Genomic DNA, 18,674 nt, shown 5'->3' on the forward strand with positions numbered 1-18,674 from the left:
TGTTACGGGGTGAGGTGTGTCCTCATCACTTTCCGGAGGTTCTTACAATGATTTCAGAAAAATTTGTTACATATAGTATGCGCTGTATGTCGATTGGTATCGCTGTTGCTATTTTTCTCCTTTCCGCGCAGTCAAAGCTTCCTATACCGCCGTCTATTTCTTTTCCGGGACTGGATAAGCTCCTGCACGCTTGCGCTTTCAGCGGGCTTGCTTTTGCGCTTTCGTTTTGGTTTTCTGCCGATGCGTGGAGTGCAAAACCGCTAAAATACGCCATGTTTGTTTGTTGTATTGCTGCCTGCTATGGGGTCTCCGACGAAATACACCAAATCTTTGTTCCCGGCAGGGATGCTTCCATATATGATTGGTTCGCCGACTGTACCGGTGCTGTTTTGGCTGTAACTTTTCGAGTGGGCTTGATGAAGTTTCGCTCAAGATGATGGATTTTCCGGAAAATGTTGGCTGGAAGTGCAATTATAGAAAGACTTCTATCGCTTTTTGCAGGTAAAAATGACGTATATATGTCGATGGTGTTGGTATATATATGTTGATAATATTGACATATTAAATCTATTGTTGATATATTCCTCTTAGGATGTTACAGGCAGAATTAAAGAAAATATGTCTTACACAGCTGGAAAAACTACAGCACACTGATGACGGAACGTATCGGGATGCTTTAGCGGATATCCCCGAGATAAAAACGCATGCTTTTGTCGTATGCGGTGTGCGGCGGTGTGGGAAGAGCACGCTGTTACAACAGTTTGTAAAAAAGCTGAATAAGCCGTTCTTTTATCTGAATTTTGATGACTTGCGGCTGTTGGAGTTTTCCGTTCCCGATTATGCGGTGCTGGATGCAGTTATCGACGAATCCGGGAGCCGTCTGATTTTTTTTGACGAAATACAAGCTGCTGCGCACTGGGAGCTGTATGTGCGGCAAAAACTCGATCAAGGCTTTCAGGTGGTGCTCACCGGCTCTAATGCCTCTCTCCTAAGCCGTGAGCTTGGAACAAAACTGACCGGGCGGCATATTGTTAAAGAGCTCTTTCCGTTTTCTTATTCCGAGTATTTGCGCTTTGCAGGTGCTCAAAAAGGCAGCCAGTCGTTTGAAAATTATTTTCAAACGGGAGGCTTTCCCGAATATCTCAAACTGCATAATTCCGATATTGTTATGCAGCTTCAAAAGGATATATTATATCGGGATATAGCGGTACGTTACAATGTGAGTGATGATAAATCGCTGCAGCGGCTGTATGTGTATCTTGCTTCCAATGCGGCATCGCTTATCTCTCCCAGTAAGCTGAAAACGGTTGCAGGGGTAAAATCGCATACGACTATTCTTGATTATTTTTCGTACCTTGAGAATGCGTACTTATTGAGTTTGGTGCCGAAATTCGCATGGTCGCAAAAAGCTCAGAGCCTTGCCCCAAAAAAAGTTTATTTTACCGATATCGGACTGATACGGACGGCAGGCGTTAGTTTTAGCGAAAATTCCGGGCATATTTTAGAAAATTTCGTATTTAACGAACTTCGTCGGAAATACGGGACGTTTGACGATAAACAAATCTTCTATTATAGTAACGATACCTGCGAGTGTGATTTTATCGTTAATCCGCTTTTTGCACCGCAGTGTATTCAAGTGTGCTTAGATTTGAATCTCGACAACACCGAACGGGAGCTAAACGGGCTATTAGCGGCAATGAACTTCTTTAAGGTACGGGAAGGACTTATTCTTACAAAAGACTCTCATGACCTTTTTGTAAAAGAAGATAAGAAGATAACCATAATGCCTGCATGGGATTATTTTGGATAAAATGTGTACCGGCAGGGCGTTGTAATGGATGAAGTAATAAAGCTGAAATGTGATGTATGCGTCATGGAACAGATTTACAACCTTATACATGAGACTTGCTGCAACGGTGGAACAGCTGATTGGTAGGGAAGATGTAGGGGAAATGAGGTTTATAATAATATGGAAAAAACAGTATATTTAGGGGTTACCGGTGATATTATTCATCCCGGTATTATCAATATCATTGCAGAAGGTGCAAAGCATGGACGTCTTATCATCGGAGTATTGACGGATAGCGCGATTGTTTCGCATAAAAGGCTGCCGTATTTGACGTATGAACAGCGTAAACAGGTTATAGAAAACATTAAAGGAGTAAGCGAAGTCGTTCCGCAAGAAGATTGGTCTTATGTCCCCAATTTAAAAAAATTGAAACCGGATTTTATTATTCATGGGGATGACTGGAAAACCGGCCATTTAAGCAAGATTCGAGATGAAGTTATTCAGGTAATGAAAGAATGGGGCGGCGAAGTGATTGAAATTCCTTATACCAAAGGAATTAATTCAACGGCTCTTGCCGCTAATATGCATAACATCGGTACAACGCCTGAGATCAGAATGAAAACGCTACGCCGTCTTGTCGAAGCAAAGCCGGTTGTACGGATTATGGAAGCTCATTCAGGCCTTTCCGGTTTGATTATTGAAAATCTTGAAGTACAAAAGGAAGACGGCATTCATCGATATGATGGAATGTGGTCTTCGAGCCTTACCGATTCAACCAGTAAGGGGAAACCCGACATCGAAGCGGTTGATCTTACAACTCGTCTTCAAAGTTTAACGGATATTCTTGAATGTACCACAAAACCGATTATTTATGACGGTGATACGGGCGGTAAGCCAGAGCATTTTGTATTTACCGTCAGGACTCTGGAACGGAATGGTATTTCGGCTATTATTATCGAAGATAAAGTTGGTTTGAAAAAAAACAGTTTGTTTGGCACGGAAGCTAAGCAGGAATTGGCACCGGTTGAAGATTTTTGTCATAAAATAGCGGAAGGTAAAAAGGCTCAAGTTACCGAAGATTTTATGATTATTGCCCGTCTTGAATCTCTGATAGCCGGTCATTCCGTTGATGAAGCTTTAGAGCGTGCTCTTGCTTACGTAAAGGCCGGCGCCGATGGCGTTATGATTCATAGCAAAGAAAAAAACGGTGAAGATATTAAAGCATTCTGCAAGCGTTTTAGAAATGAATATAAAAAAGTCCCGATTGTTTTGGTTCCTACGACATATAATCAATTCACCGAATCGGAACTTGCTTCTTGGGGCGCAAATATTATTATTTATGCAAATCACATGCTGCGGGCATCGTATCCGGCAATGTACAAGGTTGCAAAAACTATCTTGGAAGCCGAGCGTTCTTTAGAAGTAAATGATATGTGCCTTTCAATAAAAAGTATCTTAGAGCTTATTCCAGGGACAAAATAGATGATTCGGCCTCAATTTTTTTATGAGTTATTACAGGAAAACGGCACCGATTTTTTTACGGGGGTTCCCGATTCTTTGTTAAAAAATTTTTGCGCTTATTTGACGGATACGGTGGATGCCAAGCATCATATTATTGCCGCAAATGAAGGCTGTGCCGTAGGCTTAGCTTCGGGGCATTATTTTGCAACAAATACTATCCCGCTTGTATATATGCAAAATTCCGGGCTGGGTAATACGGTTAATCCGCTGCTTTCTCTTGCAGATAAAGATGTGTACTCCGTGCCGTTGCTGCTTGTGATAGGCTGGCGGGGTGAACCGGAGGGCGATCACGATGAGCCTCAGCATATCAAACAGGGTAAAGTAACCTGCGCATTGCTTGAGGCAATGGAAATTCCTTATGCGGTGCTGGAAGCTGATGAAGAAAAAGCTGCGGTTCAAATTACCGATGCGTATAAAACAATAAAAGAACGCAGCGCTCCGTTTGCGCTTGTAATACGGAAAGGCTGTTTTGCTTCGTATACGCTTAAATCGAATGAATGTGTTCCTGCCGAGATGAGTAGAGAGCAAGCTATAGAGCAGATAATAGAGTGTATGCCATCAAATACCGTTTTTGTTTCTACTACTGGAATGGCATCCCGTGAATTATATGAATTACGGGAAAAAAATCGGCAGAAGCACGATACGGATTTTTTGACGGTCGGTTCAATGGGACACGCCTCTCAAATAGCGCTCGGTATTGCTTTATGCAAAACGCACCATAAGGTTGTTTGTATTGATGGAGACGGGGCTGCGATTATGCACTTAGGCGCGTTAAGTACGATTGGTACTCAAAAACCTCAGAATATGATCCATATTGTTTTGAATAACGGCGCTCACGATTCGGTGGGCGGACAACCGACGGTAGGACGGAAAATAAATTTATGCGCTATTGCCGAAGCCTGCGGGTATGTTCACGCCGCTTGTGTTAGAACTCAGGAAGAGTTGACTGCTGTACTAACCGGTGTGGTTGTGTGTCCTGTTTTTATCGAGGTGATAGTATCAAAAGGTTCACGCTCCGACTTAGGTAGACCTAAGTCATCTCCTATTGAAAATAAAAAAGCTTTTATGGAATGGTTAAAATTATAAATGGCAAAATTTGCAGTAATTTCTGATATTCATGGTAATCTTCCTGCTCTTGAAAGTGTTATGACTGATATTTTAAAGCAAAATATTCATAGCATAATCCTTTTAGGCGATTTAATTGATTATGGAATGCAGTCGAATGAAGTGATAAAATATCTTATATCATGTCCCGTTAAAATTATTTGCAATATTTGGGGTAATCATGAAATGGCGATATTAAGAGCTGATTTCTCACGATTTTCTACAGAACGAGGTGTTGCTTCGGCAAAATATACTGCTGCACATCTGGCGTCCGATTCAAAAGAATATCTTAATACGCTTGAAGTATCCGGATATAAAGAATTTGAATTGGATGGAAAAAAATGTTTAGCGGTACATGGTTCTTTAAATGATCGATACTGGAAGGCTATTTTTCCCGACAATGTAAACGGCGATTATAAAAAGTACGACATTGTATTTTCCGGTCACTCTCATTACCCCCATGTGTTTCATAAATTTTATGATGTGGATGATCCTTCTATGAGAAATAAAAAATCGGTTTTATTTATTAATCCGGGATCTGTAGGCCAGCCGCGTAATCATAATAAGAATGCACAATATGCTGTTTTGGATACGAGTGTTATGGAAACAGCCTTAAAAGCAATCCCTTATAATATATCTGATGCTGCAAAATTATTTCCAAATGGTGTGGATCCGTTTTATAGAGATAGGCTTTATCAGGGAATATAACAAAATAGGAGTATACGTATATAATGAAAAGATTATTTGCCATAAGCGGCGTAACCGGTATGACCGGAAATGAGCTTGTTCGCCAAATTTTAAAAACTGAAGGTGATGATAACAAAATAATCGGCTTTGATAATTTTTATGCATCTACAATTGATACGGTAAACGATTGTATAAATGATCCTCGTTTTGTTTTTTTTGAATATGACTTAAATAATCGTGAACACATGACATCCTTTGAAAATGAGATTAATAATATAAAAAAACTTTTTGATGAAGTTATCTATATAAACTGTGCAGCGGTTGTTCATACAGAGCATTTTTATCATGTTTATGAAACATTTGAAACAAATGTTGAAGGAATGAATTCTTTTATGCATCAAGCCATACGCGTAGGAGCAAAAAAATTTATAAATTGTTCTACCTCAGAAGTTTATTCAATGAACTCATGGAATGAATGTGGCGGTATAAAAGAAGATTCTTTTTTAACATTGGCTAATGCAGAGCATAGTCAGCGCACGAGTTACGCTGTCGGAAAATTACTGACAGAATTTTTTATGAAAGATGCCGTTTCTACAAAAAAGATATTAGGCTGTTCGATCAGGTTTGCAAATGTTTATAGCAAAGATGAAAAATATCCAAAGCATATTATTCCTTTTATAATCCATAGTTTGCAAAAAGACGGGAAGGTTGTTTTGCTTGAAAATTCAAAAAAGAATAAAAGAACATTTTTAAATAATTATGATAGTTGTAGTGCCGTTTTAGCGCTGGCTATGACAGATGCGGCTTTGGACGGTTCTGTTTATAATGTTGCGACTGATGAAGAAATTTCTATTATTGACTTGGTCTATTTGTGTGCCTCAAAAATGGGAATAAAGCAACCGGTTATTGAATTTGATGGTTATAGAGAATCTGACCCAGAAAGACGATTGTTGTCGACTGAAAAAATAAGGTCTTGTACAAATTGGCAGCCGAAAATAGATCTTAGTCACGGCCTTGATTTATGCATGCAGAGTTATTTAACTAAATAATGGAATTGATGTTGGAGAATAGATATGCTTGTTGCTATCATTACGGTTGCAGGAGTTTCCAGTAGATTTAATCAAGACATTGCAGAAAAAGATAAAGTACTTAAATGTATATATTATGAAAAGAACCGTGATGATACTTTGTTGAAGCACTTACTGGATAAGTGTTGCTTTGCTGACAGAATTATAATTGTAGGTGGATATCAGTATCAATCTTTACAGGCGTACTGTTCAAAACTTCCAAAGCTTTTATATGATAAATTAGAATTGGTATACAATAGTCATTTTTCCGATTTATCGTCGGGATATAGTTTATACATCGGCTTGGAAAAAGCCTTTTCATTTGGTCGTGATGTTACTAAGGTTTTGTTTGCAGAAGGTGATCTGGATGTGGATGATTTATCCTTTAACCGAATAGCCGAATCTGAATTAAATGTACTCACATATACTTTTTTACCAATCTATGCAAGTACATCCGTTGTTCTTTATAAAAATAAAGATAATTGTTATAAATATACTTTTAATAGTCGACATGGTCTATTAAAAATAGATGAAGATTTTTCATGTATTTTTAATTCCGGACAAATCTGGAAATTTACTGATATATCAAAGTTGAAAACTGCTTCGGAAAAATTTATTAAAAATTCTAGAGATGAAACTAATCTTGTATTAATACAGAACTATATTGACTTATGTATTCAAGATGATTTCAAACTAGTGGGTATTCAAAAATGGACGAATTGTAATACTCGTCATGATTATAAGAATATATCGATTTATTGGGAGGCCGAAAAATGAAAGATTTAGTTGAAAGGTTAAAGTGTGTTGAAAAACATACAAAAGAGAACAATATTACTATAATGATAATCGGGTTAGGAAGTGTTGGTGCTTATCTTTTAGATTATCTTGTGTCGAAAAATGATCCGTCCATTAATATCGTTGTGGTTGGACGTGATTTTAATAAAATGGAAACGAAGGTGAATATTATAAAAATTTCAGCCTTAATAAGACAATTGAATAAAAGCATTATTCGAATTGAGGCTGATGTTGATTTAAATAATATTGAATCTATTCAACGTACAATTGAGAAATATAAACCGGACTTTATAGTAAATTCAAGCAGGGCGTATTCAGGGTTAAAATACGGAAGTATCTCATGGGCAAATGTTCGTGCTTATGGAATATGGACGCCGTTAGCTATACGTTTTACAAAAAATATTATGGATGCTTGCGATAAAGCCGATACCAATGCGGTTGTTATCAATACATCCTATTCCGATGCTGTAATTCCATGGTTGAAAAGTGCCGGAAGGTCATATCCTGATTTTGGTAGCGGGAATTTAAATCATCTTATTCCGCGCATGAAATTTGCTGTGGCCGATATGCTTGGTATTAATGATTTTTGGAATGTTAATATTATATTTGCTGCCGGCCATTTTCATGATGTTTGCATTAGTAAAGAAGGACAAGATGAGAATATTAAACTGCCTTTAAAAGTGTATTATAAAGATGAAGAACAAAAAATTTCCGTTGAAAAATTGTATCAAGCATGTAAGATTTCTATGCCGGTTGATCAAACGAGAAATATGATGAATGCTTCAAGTAATTATAATATTATTACAGCAGTAATTGAAGCAATACGCTCAGGTAAATCACAGCGTGTTTTTATACCCGGAGCATTTGGCAATATAGGCGGTTATCCTGTTTTAATCGGCTATAAAAACGACTTGTTGACAGCTTGGATTGATGAATCGGTTTTTACGTTTAAAGAAATGGATACGGCAAATCGTGCTTCTATGTATCTTGATGGAATTGAAAATATTGTCGATGGCAAACTTATCTACACAGATGAACTTATTAAGAAATCAGTAAAAGCTTTTCATACGGAATTACCAAAAACAGTCGCTTATGATGATATAGATCAAACCGCACAATTCCTTATTGATAAGATTATTTTGCCGAATACTCAAGTATAGATATTTAAATAAGGATTCTGTTATGAATATTTTTGAAAAATATGCTTTACAAACTCCCAATATTTTAATACCAAATGAGAAAGTAGATCTTTCCTTGTGGTCTGTTGTAGCTTGTGATCAATATACACAAGATAAACAGTATTGGGATACTGTGTCATCAATCACAAACGGTCAGTATTCAACACGTCATATTATTTTGCCCGAGATTTATTTGAACCATTTTTCTGAAGAACAAAGAAAAAAAGAGGTTATAAGGATACAAGATAACATGAAGCATTATCTTGATGCCGGTATTTTTAGTCCTCCTATTTCTTCTATGATGTATATTGAAAGAAAAACTTCTTATGGGCGTATGAGGAAAGGAATAGTTACGAGTATTGACTTGGAAAAATATGACTGGCAACCATTCTCAAAAGCTGAAATTCGTGCAACAGAGGCAACTATAGTAGATAGACTTCCTCCTCGTATGGAAATCAGGCAAGGAGCTGCACTTGAATTACCGCATATAATGCTACTTGTAAATGATGCTGATAATGTTTTAATAGAAGAAATAGGTAGATGCATTCATAAAACAGGGGAATCGCCTCTCTATAATTTTACTCTAATGATGGATTCAGGTAGTATTGCGGGATGGCCTATTCCTGAAGATCTTTCTATTAATATAATGAAAGATGCTCTTGAGATTCTTTATAAGAAAAATACTGGAGAGGATGGGGCAACATTTATGTTTGCTGTAGGTGATGGCAATCATTCACTTGCGGCAGCAAAGTCTGTATGGGAGAGGTACAAACAAAAGTCAGGCGGGATGTTATTAGAAAACGGCTTTTTTTCTATTCCAAAAAGTATTGAAAATCATCCGTTACGCTATGCTCTGGTAGAGATAGTAAATCTCTATGATTCGGGACTTACGTTTGAACCTATCCATCGTGTTTTATTTAATACCGATGCAAAAAAATTAATACATTTTGTGCAAGAAAAGTTAGGCGGTTCAACCTTTAAGTGTAAAGATAAAGAAGAACTTATACAGAAGGTAGAAGCTTCTACATCGTCTTTTGGTTTTGCCTCTAGAACTGAGGGTTTAATTTGTGTGGAGACGAAGTTAACTTGTCTTGCTGTAAGTGCGTTGCAGCCTGTTTTGGACGAATTTATTGATTCTGAAAAACAAATTGATTATGTACATGGAGCTGCAGATGCAATTAATCTCGCGGAACGAGATGGTGTAGTTTCCGTGATTCTACCTCCTATCTCTAAGATTAGTTTTTTCTCTACGATTGCAGAATATGGCTCTTTACCAAGAAAGAGTTTTTCGATGGGAGAAGCAAGTGAAAAAAGGTTTTACCTTGAATGCCGAAAATTGACTATAGATTGATGCTAAGTCTGTAAGTAAAATATTTAAGCTGTAAAACAGTAAATATCGGTGATATTCAGCATTTTGAAGAAATTTTGCTGGCAATATAGATAATAAAAGGAATAGTGATGAAACACACAGTAGCATTAATCGGTTGCGGCCGTATTAGTTTTAAGCACATTGAAGCTTTTGCAGCAATGCAAGATAAGGTGAATTTAGTTGCCGTTTGTGATCCTTTGTTGGAACGTGCGGAAGAAAAAAAAGCCGAGTACGGTAAAGCAGTATCGAATCCGTCGGTAAAAGTCTTTGCCGATTATAGGGAAATGCTTTCGGTGTGTAAACCGGAGGTGGTAACGATTGCAACCGAATCCGGTAAGCATAAGGATATTGCAGTACATTGTTTGCAGAATGGCTCGCATGTAATCTGTGAAAAGCCGATGGCTCTCTCTACGTCTGATGCACAGCAGATGATCGATACGGCAAAGCAGTACGGTAAAACATTGGCAGTGTGCTTTCAGAACCGCTTTAATGCACCGGTTGTAAAAGCACGCGAAGCATACGAAAAAGGGCGTTTCGGTAAAATGTTGCACGGGATGATTCAAGTGCGTTGGAACCGGAATAAAAGTTATTATGATCAGGCAAAGTGGCGCGGTACATGGGAGCAGGACGGTGGTACTTTGATGAATCAGTGTACGCACGGTATTGATCTTTTGCAGTGGATGATGGGGGAAGATGCCGTCCGTGTGCAGGCACAAACCCGTCGATTTATCCGTCCGATTGATGCGGAGGACTTCGGCTGCGCTATTGTGGAGTTTGCATCCGGCGCTGTCGGTATAATAGAAGGAACTGCCGATGTATATCCGAAAAATCTAAACGAAACATTGAGTTTATTCGGTTCGGAAGGTTCCGTTGTAATTGGCGGGCTTGCAGTTAATAAAATGGAAACATGGCGTTTTGCGGATGCTGAGCAGGTCGGCGATACGGAAGAGAAGGTGCTCAATCCCAATGAAAAAGACCCTCCGACGGTGTACGGTTTCGGTCATACGGCTCTTTTTAGAGATGTTATTGATGCAATCGAGCATAATCGTGAACCGCTTGTTTCGGGCGAAAAAGGCAAAAAAGCTTTAGAGATTATCTTGGCTATTTATAAATCCCAAAAAACCGGACTGCCGGTAACGCTTCCGTGTGATTTTTCAACGCTGGAAATGAAGGGGATTTTTAATTAATTAGGAGAGAAAAATAATGAATGTACCTTTTTATACAGCGACAAGAGAATATAAGAATCTAAAAACAGAATTTGATACGGCTTTGTCTTCCGTGCTTGAAACGGGTGACTTTATTTTGGGAAAAGCTGTAGCAAGCTTAGAAGAAGGAATAAAACAGTATACCGGTGCAAAATATGCGGTCGGCGTTGCGAACGGCAGTGATGCGCTGGTGATTGCTTCCGATATCCTCGGGTTTAAAGACGGTGCAGAGGTTATAACCCCTGCTTTTACATTTTTTGCGTCAACCTCCTGTATTGCCCGCTTAGGCGGTAAGCCTGTCTTTTGCGACATTGATGAAGATACCTTTTGTATGGATATGCGGGACGTGGAAAAACGTATAACAAAAAATACGGTCGGACTATTGCCCGTGCATTTGTTCTTACAAACGGCTGATATGGAAGCTTGTATGGCGCTTGCAAAAAAGCATAATCTCCGTGTGTTGGAAGATGCCGCAGAAGCCTTTGGTATGCAGGATGTGTATAGCGGCGCTTTGCATCAGTCCGGGACTATCGGTGATATGGGGATTTATTCATTTTTTCCGACCAAGACACTCGGCGGCTACGGCGACGGTGGGATGATCGTTACGAATAATGAAGAATATTATCTGAAAGCAAAAAGTTTGCGTGTTCACGGAGCAACAAAAAAATATCACCATGACTATATAGGCTATAACTCGCGGCTTGACAGCTTGCAGGCTGCCGTTTTGAGTGTCAAGTTAAAACATATTGATGAAGCGATTGCAAAGCGGTCTGAACACGCAGCCCAATATCGGGCTTTACTCAAAGATATCGGACAGATAAAACTTCCCGTCGTAAAAACGAAAGGAAAAGAAGTATACTATGTGTTCAATATCCTTGCTGAAAACCGGGATGAGTTACAGGCATATCTTACCGAAAAAGGTATAGGTACAACGGTATATTACCCCAAGTGTTTGCATGAGCAGGAGTGCTTTAAGTATCTCGGTTACAAAAAAGGTGATTTTCCTGTTGCAGAAAAGCTCTGTGCTTCCGTACTTGCCCTACCGATGTATCCTGAGCTGACTCAAGATGAAATTACCTATACCTGCGACGCAATAAAGGCGTTTTATAAGCGGTAGAGCGATTCTTTAAAAAAAAGATGCCGCACTGCTTGCATCGGATTGCTTTGAAGAATAATGCGTTTAACCGAAGAAAAAGATATAATACTTTTATGCTTATACCTATAAAAATACTGTATTTTTTTCTGAACTTTATAGCTATGGCTATAAAAACTTGTCTCTGTATTGACTTTTTATGCTTATATCTTTAAGTTTATTTCAATAATTGAGGGAATTATGGATGTAAGCGCAAAAACTACAGTTAGACGATTGGATTATCTGCAAGAAGTGTCGCCTTTTATTGGGAAGCCTTTTATAAAGGTTTTATCGGGGGTACGCCGCTGTGGAAAGTCCAGCATTTTATCTTTACTGCGCGATGAGCTTATTGCTCAAGGTGCCGAAGCGGCGCATATTATTTTTATCAATTTTGAAAGCTTTGCCTTTTCTACGCTTAAAACCGCTGAAGATTTGTACCGGTATATTGTTGAACGAGTTCAGCCGAAACAGCGCGTTTATTTGTTGTTTGATGAAATTCAAGAAGTAGAGGGCTGGGAAAAGTGCATCAATTCCTGTCTTGTAGACTTTGATGCGGATATTTATATTACCGGTTCCAATGCACGGCTTTTATCCTCGGAATTGGCGACCTATCTTGCCGGTCGGTATATTGAAATTCCGATATATACGTTATCATTTGCGGAATATTTGCAGTTTCAAGGCTGTTATTTTCCGCAGCGGAATATGACGCAACGGGACGCTTTTTCAACCTATTTGCGAAAAGGCGGTTTTCCTGTTATCCATACAGCGGATTACGGAGAGCAAGAAGCGTATAAAATTGTGTCAGATATTTACGCTTCGGTACTGCTCCGTGATACTATCCAACGGTTTAATATTCGTGATATTGAACTGCTGGAGCGGGTGGTTAGATATACTTTTGATAATATCGGCAATAGCTTTTCCGGTAAAAATGTTGCCGATTATTTTAAAAATCAGAAGCGTAAACTTGATGTAAATACGATATATAATTACTTGAATGCGCTTGAAGCGGCGTTTGTTTTATACCGGACTTCTCGTTATGACATAAAAGGAAAAGAGCTGCTCAAAACACAGGAGAAATTTTATTTAAGCGATGTATCGTTCTTGTATGCTATTTTAGGATATACCGATCAAAAAATTTCCGGCATATTGGAAAATATCGTTTTTTTGGAATTAAAGCGTAGGCGGTATAACGTGTATATCGGTAAGCTCGGTGCAAAAGAGATTGATTTTATTGCAGAAAAGCATGGCGCAAAGCTCTATATCCAAGTTGCATATAAATTAGAAAGTCAAGAGACCGTCACCCGTGAGTTTTCCCCTCTTTTGGAAATCCGCGATCAATATCCTAAATTTGTCGTAACGATGGACGAGTTTTGGCAGGAAAATGTAGAAGGCGTGAGGCATTTTTACATTGCCGATTTTTTATTGAGCAAGGAATATTAATGGAAAAGAATTATTTTGTGCATGAATCAAGTTATGTGGATGAAGGCGCTGAGATAGGCGAAGGTACCAAGATTTGGCATTTCACACACATTATGAGTGGAGCAAAGGTTGGTAAAAAGTGTTCGATCGGGCAAAATGTCAATATTGGCGGTAAGGCAATTATCGGCAATGGTGTCAAGATTCAAAATAATGTTTCGCTGTACGATGATGTTGTAATAGAAGATGATGTGTTTTGCGGCCCCTCCTGTGTGTTTACCAATGTGATAAATCCTCGTGCCTTTATTGAACGCAAACACGAGTATAAGCACACTTTGATTAAGAAAGGCGCTTCTATCGGTGCCAATGCTACAATTGTCTGCGGGGTAACTATCGGCGAATATGCCTTAATCGGCGCCGGCAGCGTTATAACCAAGGATGTCCCGCCGTACGCACTTGTCTACGGCAATCCTGCGCGGGTGCACGGAAAAGTGAACGAAGCAGGAGAGAAGGAGTAGAGGGGGGGAATGCCCTAATGTATATATTAAAAATTTGATAGGAGTTTTCAATGAAGTTGCATTTTCTTAAAACTATATTTTACAACTGTATAAAAATTTTAGCATTTTGTTTAAAAAAGACACAGTCTGTTTTTATAATTCCAGAAGAGACAGGAATGCATGAACCCTATAGTATTACGAATTATACGGGAGATAATGTTTTAGCGTTTTTGTATTACCTAATTAATAATCACGATAGTCCGGATTTGTTTTGTAAACAGATTTACATTGTAGCATTAAATAGTATGATTGAATCTGAATGCAAGCATTTACAATCAAAACTAAAATACATAGAACTTATACCGATCGCATATCCACAGAAAAAAAAGAAGAGCTTTATACAATATTTTGTATACTATTTTTGTATGGGACGGTGTCGTATAATTATTAATCCAAGCGATGTAGAACCTCTCCGTGTAAAGGCACGATGGCAGCTATCTATATGTTTAAATTATTTTTCTGCTCCTTTTAAATCTGATATACTAAAACATCGAATGGCTGTTCAACATCAAACAATTGATTATGTAATAGCAGCATCTGATTTTTCTGTCCGTATGGATTTATGTGCCTCTAATTTATCGTATTTTAACTATAGTGTTTTAGGTTTTATTCGACAAGATATATTACTTAATCCAAGGTTTAAGCGTGTGGATATGGAATCATGGCTTGGTATTACTCCTATGAATAGAATAATTGTATATGCGCCAACTCATCGTGATGGTAAATTGCATAAACAACATAGTGCCATAATAGGATGTGAAAATCTCAAACTATTGAATACTATTTTAAGCAGATATTCGACTATCTTGCTCATTAAGCCCCATTCAGGGATGTTGGATGATCAGCTCTTGGGGCTCGATGATTGTTCTAATATTATGATTTACGCGCCATCGCCGAGTTATACCTTTTATGATATTTTACCTCATGCCGATTTGCTGATAACCGACTATTCGTCAATATATTTTGATTTTTTAGTTACCGGTAAACCCGTGGTTTTTAACTTTTGTGATCGTGCTGAATATGAAAAAGACAGAGGACTTTCTTATAATCCGGTGGAACTGTTTTGTGCAGGTAAAATTGTTTATACCGAAGAAGAATTATATACCGCTGTTGAAGATGAATTAAATGGAAAAACCTATAAGAATGACAAGCAGTATAATGATATTAAGAATCTCTTTATTAAATATACTGATGGAAAGACATGTGAAAGAGTGTATGATTTTATTTGTAGGCAAATAAAATCATGAGAAAACTATGCTGAAAAAATTATTACAATTTTCCATTGGTTCTTTTGCTGCAGCTGCTGTTTCTTTTTTTACAACGCCGGTTGTTACATATTTTGTTATTCCCGAATATTTCGGGATTGCAACTCTTTTTTCTACTATAGCAACCTTTCTGTTTCCTATAATTAATTTTGGAACGGATCAAGCGTTTATGCGATTTTTTTATGAAAAGGAAGGTAATGAGCGGTATGCATTACTGTGGAGCTGCTTGTTTCCGTGCTGTTGTATTTTTATTTTTTTATGTACTGTTTTGTTGATTTTTTCACATCGGGTAGCTTTGTATTTTTTTGATAAAGATATTCCATATTTGGTTGTTTTGTTATGTGTTGATTTGTTCTTTAGATTAATTCAGCGTTATTCAATTTTAACGATAAGGATGCAACAAAAAGCATTGTTGTTTTCTTTGCTTAATTTTTTTCTTTCAATAATTAATACAGCAACAATAATTATTTATTCGTTGTGTTTTGAAAAATCATATCTTGCAATAATATACGGCGGAATAATTTCTAATCTAGTGCTGTCGGTTATTGCGATTTTTATTGAGCGGAAATTTTGGTTTTCAAAATTTAAGATCACCGGAGTTGATATAAAAAATGTTTTGTTTTATGCAATACCGCTTGTCGCAGCACACTTTTTGTCTACCTTATTTGATGGAATTGATAAATATTGCTTAAAGCAATTTTCTACTTTTTATGAGCTCGGTTTGTATAGTGTAAGTTTTAAAGTTATAGCGGCTTTACGTCTTATACAGTCAGGGTTTTCTATGTATTGGACTCCTGCAGCCTTTGAACATTATGAAAAACATAAAGAGGATACCTCTTTGTATGAAGCGGTTTTTGAAAATTTATTATTTTTTTTGATACTTGCTGCATTATTGTTGATTATGTTTAAAGATATTATCGTACTTATTCTTAGTCGGCAATACTCTGCTTCTGCGCATATTATGCCTTTTTTGGTGTTTTTGCCTGTTATGTATACAATAACTGAAGTTTCTAATCTTGGAATATATTTTAAGAAAAAAATGATGTATGAAACATATACGTTTGCTCTTTTGGACTTGATTGCAATTGCTTTAAATTATGTTTTTTTGCGAAAATTCGGTGCAAAAGGTGCCGCAATGGTGATCTCAATTGTCTATCTTTGTTATTTTTATATCCGCACATTTTTTTCAATAAAACTTTATCCAATGAAATTTAAACTGGCAAAAGCCAGTATATATTTTTTGATTTTATGGATTGTCGCTTTTATTAATACATTTATTGATTTAAAAATTTTGGAAATTTTATCTGCTTTTACAGCATTAATGGCGATTTTGGTTGTTGAGAGAAGATTGTTAAAAGCATGGGTTAAAAAAATCATAAACTATATACATAAATAAGAGTGTATGGTTTATTGAATTAAGGTGGTGTAGGAATGATATGCAGGGCTCGCCCGAAATTTATAAAAAAGGACTATGAAGAGTTTCTACTCTCTAGTACTAGTTATTTTTCTGGCAATGATGATGGAACATATTATTATAATCGTGGAAGCAATGCGTTACAGCATTTCCTTATGGTGTTTAATACGTATTATAATAAAAAAGCTCGAGTCGCTGTGCAGTCATTCACTTGTCATTCTGTGCTAGATGCGATTATAAATTCTGGTAGCATAGCATTGCTTTATGATGTATCAAAAGATGATTGTTCACTTGATTATAAGTTGGTTGATTTTAGTGTCCCGATTGATATTATTATTTTAACTCACTATCAAGGAATTCCGAATAAAAATTATATAGAATTTTCAGAAACTTGCAAAAGAAAAGGAATTTTACTGATTGATGATTTAGCTCACGGTGCTACAAGCACTATTAAAACTGTGAAGTTGGGTGCATTATCTAATATATATATTGAATCTTATGCTTGGGATAAACCATATACAGCCTTAACAGGAGGTAGCTTAACAATAAATAAACTTTCAAAAGATTTTATTACTTTTTATACTAAGGCTTATTATATGCTTTCTGTCGAGGATGATATTACTGCTGTTGCTGATATAAAAATGATTTATTTCACAATGAAATATACTGATCCGGGAAATTATTATAATGACTTTGATTATACAATTTTTCATAATATGCCTGTGTTGGTGTGCTTTTATAACAATTATATCTTTAATATAAAGGCGTATAGATATATACTGTCTTTGATTTATAGAATTTATAATAAGATTAAACAATTGAAATATAAAAATACAATTAAACGAATGGCAAGAATAAAAGCAGCTTTTATAAATATGCAACGTTTGTGCGATACTCGTGATGCTTTGATAAAGTTTTCTATACCGGATTTGTATAAAAATGCTTATTTTGAATTTGTAAACACGGATATGTCTGTTGTTTGGAATAGGTTTTCTGTTGTTGCTACGGATAAGGCATTGCTGGATTATTTTAAAAATATTGGTGTTGATGTGCGAAACTTTAATTGGCCAACTTGCTTGCATGATCGTATAGAAAATAATCATGTCAATTGTTTTTATATGACGTCTTTTCATGCTTCTGAATATCTTAGTAAAAATATTTTAAATATTCCAATTTGGCAGGAAATGAAGGATTGCTAAATATGCTGGCAAATAAAGACAGGTATCATACGTTTTGTGAACAAGAAAAAGGTGTTCCGATTTTTAATCAAGATTGGTGGCTTGATGCCGTATGCGGTCAAGATAATTGGAATGTGGTATTGGTAGAAAAAGGTGGAAGCATAGTCGGCGCTTTGCCTTATTGTATTGATAAAAAGCTATGGTTTAACAGAATACAAATGCCATTGTTGACTCAAACATTGGGACCGTATATAAACTATCCGGTAAATCAAAAATATTATAAACGTCTTTCTTGGGAAAAAGAAGTGTATTCCGATTTAATTAAGCAATTACCTAATTATGATTTTTTTCAACAAAGTTTTTCTCCGCAGGTTACCAATTGGTTGCCGTTTTATTGGCATGGGTTTAAACAAACAACTCGCTATACATATCGGATTAAGAAGATTACAGAAGAACAGCTGGAAAATGAATATGAAACGGATATAAGACGAAGAAGGAAAAAAGCTGCAAATCTTGGTGTTACTGTTGAAGAGTTACATTCTGTAGATGATTTTTTCTGTCTTAATAAGAAAACATTTAATCGGAAAAATATGCAAATTCCTTATTCAAAAGACATTGTTGAACGTATTTATGACGCATGTATGGCGCATGACGCTGTAAAAATGTTTGCAGCAAAACTACCGGACGGTACCGTTATTGCAGCGAATTTTTTGGTATACGATTATAATACGGTCTATTATCTGATGGGCGGAATAGACCCTGATACCAAAGATATGGGTGGTATGGATATAGTGCAGCATAGTTCTATTTTATTTGCCTTACAGTCCGATAAAGTGTTTGATTTTGAAGGAAGTATGGTCGAAAGCATTGAGAAATATTTCCGTTCATTCGGCGCTATACAAGTACCATATCTTCAAGTGTATCGTTACGGTTCTCGATTATATAAATGTATGAAAAATATAAAAGATATTTTTACGTCAGTTTAATTATTTGGAAA

The 18,674-nt window shown here is 36.8% G+C and carries 17 protein-coding genes; all 17 read left to right on the top strand.

Annotated features, from left to right (window positions below; all coding sequences use genetic code 11):
• Positions 1–47 precede the first annotated feature (47 nt).
• The 17 genes from HMPREF1222_RS11980 to HMPREF1222_RS12060 all read left to right on the top strand — a co-directional run bounded on the left by HMPREF1222_RS11980 (position 48) and on the right by HMPREF1222_RS12060 (position 18,663).
• Positions 48–437, top strand: a complete 390-nt coding sequence (locus tag HMPREF1222_RS11980; protein ID WP_016519603.1) for a VanZ family protein — start codon at positions 48–50, stop codon at positions 435–437.
• 155 nt (positions 438–592) lie between these two features.
• On the top strand, positions 593–1,810 hold the full coding sequence (locus HMPREF1222_RS11985) for an ATP-binding protein (RefSeq protein ID WP_016519604.1): 1,218 nt from the start codon (positions 593–595) through the stop codon (positions 1,808–1,810).
• A gap of 159 nt (positions 1,811–1,969) precedes the next feature.
• Positions 1,970–3,271: a phosphoenolpyruvate mutase gene (gene aepX, locus HMPREF1222_RS11990; protein WP_016519605.1), complete on the top strand. Its 1,302-nt coding sequence runs from the start codon at positions 1,970–1,972 to the stop codon at positions 3,269–3,271.
• Positions 3,272–4,396 carry a phosphonopyruvate decarboxylase gene (aepY, locus tag HMPREF1222_RS11995; RefSeq protein WP_016519606.1) on the top strand — a complete coding sequence of 375 codons (1,125 nt, stop codon included), beginning with the start codon at positions 3,272–3,274 and terminating at the stop codon, positions 4,394–4,396. It begins immediately after the preceding gene.
• Entirely contained in the window at positions 4,397–5,122 is a 726-nt protein-coding gene (locus HMPREF1222_RS12000) for a metallophosphoesterase family protein (RefSeq protein ID WP_016519607.1), read from the top strand.
• Positions 5,123–5,145: 23 nt separating this feature from the next.
• Entirely contained in the window at positions 5,146–6,150 is a 1,005-nt protein-coding gene (locus HMPREF1222_RS12005; protein ID WP_006188319.1) for an NAD-dependent epimerase/dehydratase family protein, read from the top strand.
• A 24-nt stretch (positions 6,151–6,174) separates the two neighbouring features.
• On the top strand, positions 6,175–6,945 hold the full coding sequence (locus HMPREF1222_RS12010) for a DUF6564 domain-containing protein (protein WP_016519608.1): 771 nt from the start codon (positions 6,175–6,177) through the stop codon (positions 6,943–6,945).
• On the top strand, positions 6,942–8,123 hold the full coding sequence (locus HMPREF1222_RS12015; RefSeq protein ID WP_016519609.1) for a saccharopine dehydrogenase NADP-binding domain-containing protein: 1,182 nt from the start codon (positions 6,942–6,944) through the stop codon (positions 8,121–8,123). Before HMPREF1222_RS12010 ends, HMPREF1222_RS12015 begins: the two co-directional genes overlap by 4 nt.
• Positions 8,124–8,145: 22 nt before the next feature.
• Positions 8,146–9,492, top strand: a complete 1,347-nt coding sequence (locus tag HMPREF1222_RS12020) for a DUF1015 domain-containing protein (RefSeq protein WP_016519610.1) — start codon at positions 8,146–8,148, stop codon at positions 9,490–9,492.
• Positions 9,493–9,599: 107 nt separating this feature from the next.
• A complete protein-coding gene (locus HMPREF1222_RS12025) occupies positions 9,600–10,697 on the top strand; it encodes a Gfo/Idh/MocA family protein (RefSeq protein WP_016519611.1) in 1,098 nt (365 codons plus the stop codon).
• 16 nt (positions 10,698–10,713) lie between these two features.
• Positions 10,714–11,832, top strand: coding sequence for a DegT/DnrJ/EryC1/StrS family aminotransferase (locus HMPREF1222_RS12030; RefSeq protein WP_016519612.1), 1,119 nt, complete (start codon positions 10,714–10,716; stop codon positions 11,830–11,832).
• Between the two features lie 216 nt (positions 11,833–12,048).
• The gene (locus HMPREF1222_RS12035) at positions 12,049–13,287 is read left to right on the top strand and encodes an ATP-binding protein (protein ID WP_016519613.1); all 1,239 of its coding nucleotides are present in this window, start codon (positions 12,049–12,051) and stop codon (positions 13,285–13,287) included.
• Entirely contained in the window at positions 13,287–13,781 is a 495-nt protein-coding gene (locus HMPREF1222_RS12040; RefSeq protein ID WP_016519614.1) for an acyltransferase, read from the top strand. The genes HMPREF1222_RS12035 and HMPREF1222_RS12040 overlap by 1 nt, the downstream gene beginning before the upstream one ends.
• A gap of 50 nt (positions 13,782–13,831) precedes the next feature.
• Entirely contained in the window at positions 13,832–15,067 is a 1,236-nt protein-coding gene (locus HMPREF1222_RS12045; protein ID WP_016519615.1) for a CDP-glycerol glycerophosphotransferase family protein, read from the top strand.
• 7 nt (positions 15,068–15,074) lie between these two features.
• Complete coding sequence (locus HMPREF1222_RS12050; RefSeq protein ID WP_016519616.1) at positions 15,075–16,481, top strand: lipopolysaccharide biosynthesis protein; 1,407 nt, start codon at positions 15,075–15,077, stop codon at positions 16,479–16,481.
• Positions 16,482–16,516: 35 nt separating this feature from the next.
• A complete protein-coding gene (locus HMPREF1222_RS12055; protein ID WP_016519617.1) occupies positions 16,517–17,698 on the top strand; it encodes a DegT/DnrJ/EryC1/StrS family aminotransferase in 1,182 nt (393 codons plus the stop codon).
• A gap of 2 nt (positions 17,699–17,700) precedes the next feature.
• Positions 17,701–18,663, top strand: a complete 963-nt coding sequence (locus HMPREF1222_RS12060) for a GNAT family N-acetyltransferase (protein WP_016519618.1) — start codon at positions 17,701–17,703, stop codon at positions 18,661–18,663.
• Positions 18,664–18,674: the final 11 nt, after the last annotated feature.

The organism is Treponema vincentii F0403, assembly GCF_000412995.1.
Lineage (GTDB): Bacteria > Spirochaetota > Spirochaetia > Treponematales > Treponemataceae > Treponema > Treponema vincentii.

Bases quoted from the DNA above. Each gene is read 5' to 3' on its own strand.
- HMPREF1222_RS11980 (WP_016519603.1), top strand. From the start codon at position 48: ATGATTTCAGAAAAATTTGTTACATATAGTATGCGCTGTATGTCGATT.
- HMPREF1222_RS11985 (WP_016519604.1), top strand. From the start codon at position 593: ATGTTACAGGCAGAATTAAAGAAAATATGTCTTACACAGCTGGAAAAA.
- aepX (WP_016519605.1), top strand. From the start codon at position 1,970: ATGGAAAAAACAGTATATTTAGGGGTTACCGGTGATATTATTCATCCC.
- aepY (WP_016519606.1), top strand. From the start codon at position 3,272: ATGATTCGGCCTCAATTTTTTTATGAGTTATTACAGGAAAACGGCACC.
- HMPREF1222_RS12000 (WP_016519607.1), top strand. From the start codon at position 4,397: ATGGCAAAATTTGCAGTAATTTCTGATATTCATGGTAATCTTCCTGCT.
- HMPREF1222_RS12005 (WP_006188319.1), top strand. From the start codon at position 5,146: ATGAAAAGATTATTTGCCATAAGCGGCGTAACCGGTATGACCGGAAAT.
- HMPREF1222_RS12010 (WP_016519608.1), top strand. From the start codon at position 6,175: ATGCTTGTTGCTATCATTACGGTTGCAGGAGTTTCCAGTAGATTTAAT.
- HMPREF1222_RS12015 (WP_016519609.1), top strand. From the start codon at position 6,942: ATGAAAGATTTAGTTGAAAGGTTAAAGTGTGTTGAAAAACATACAAAA.
- HMPREF1222_RS12020 (WP_016519610.1), top strand. From the start codon at position 8,146: ATGAATATTTTTGAAAAATATGCTTTACAAACTCCCAATATTTTAATA.
- HMPREF1222_RS12025 (WP_016519611.1), top strand. From the start codon at position 9,600: ATGAAACACACAGTAGCATTAATCGGTTGCGGCCGTATTAGTTTTAAG.
- HMPREF1222_RS12030 (WP_016519612.1), top strand. From the start codon at position 10,714: ATGAATGTACCTTTTTATACAGCGACAAGAGAATATAAGAATCTAAAA.
- HMPREF1222_RS12035 (WP_016519613.1), top strand. From the start codon at position 12,049: ATGGATGTAAGCGCAAAAACTACAGTTAGACGATTGGATTATCTGCAA.
- HMPREF1222_RS12040 (WP_016519614.1), top strand. From the start codon at position 13,287: ATGGAAAAGAATTATTTTGTGCATGAATCAAGTTATGTGGATGAAGGC.
- HMPREF1222_RS12045 (WP_016519615.1), top strand. From the start codon at position 13,832: ATGAAGTTGCATTTTCTTAAAACTATATTTTACAACTGTATAAAAATT.
- HMPREF1222_RS12050 (WP_016519616.1), top strand. From the start codon at position 15,075: ATGCTGAAAAAATTATTACAATTTTCCATTGGTTCTTTTGCTGCAGCT.
- HMPREF1222_RS12055 (WP_016519617.1), top strand. From the start codon at position 16,517: ATGATATGCAGGGCTCGCCCGAAATTTATAAAAAAGGACTATGAAGAG.
- HMPREF1222_RS12060 (WP_016519618.1), top strand. From the start codon at position 17,701: ATGCTGGCAAATAAAGACAGGTATCATACGTTTTGTGAACAAGAAAAA.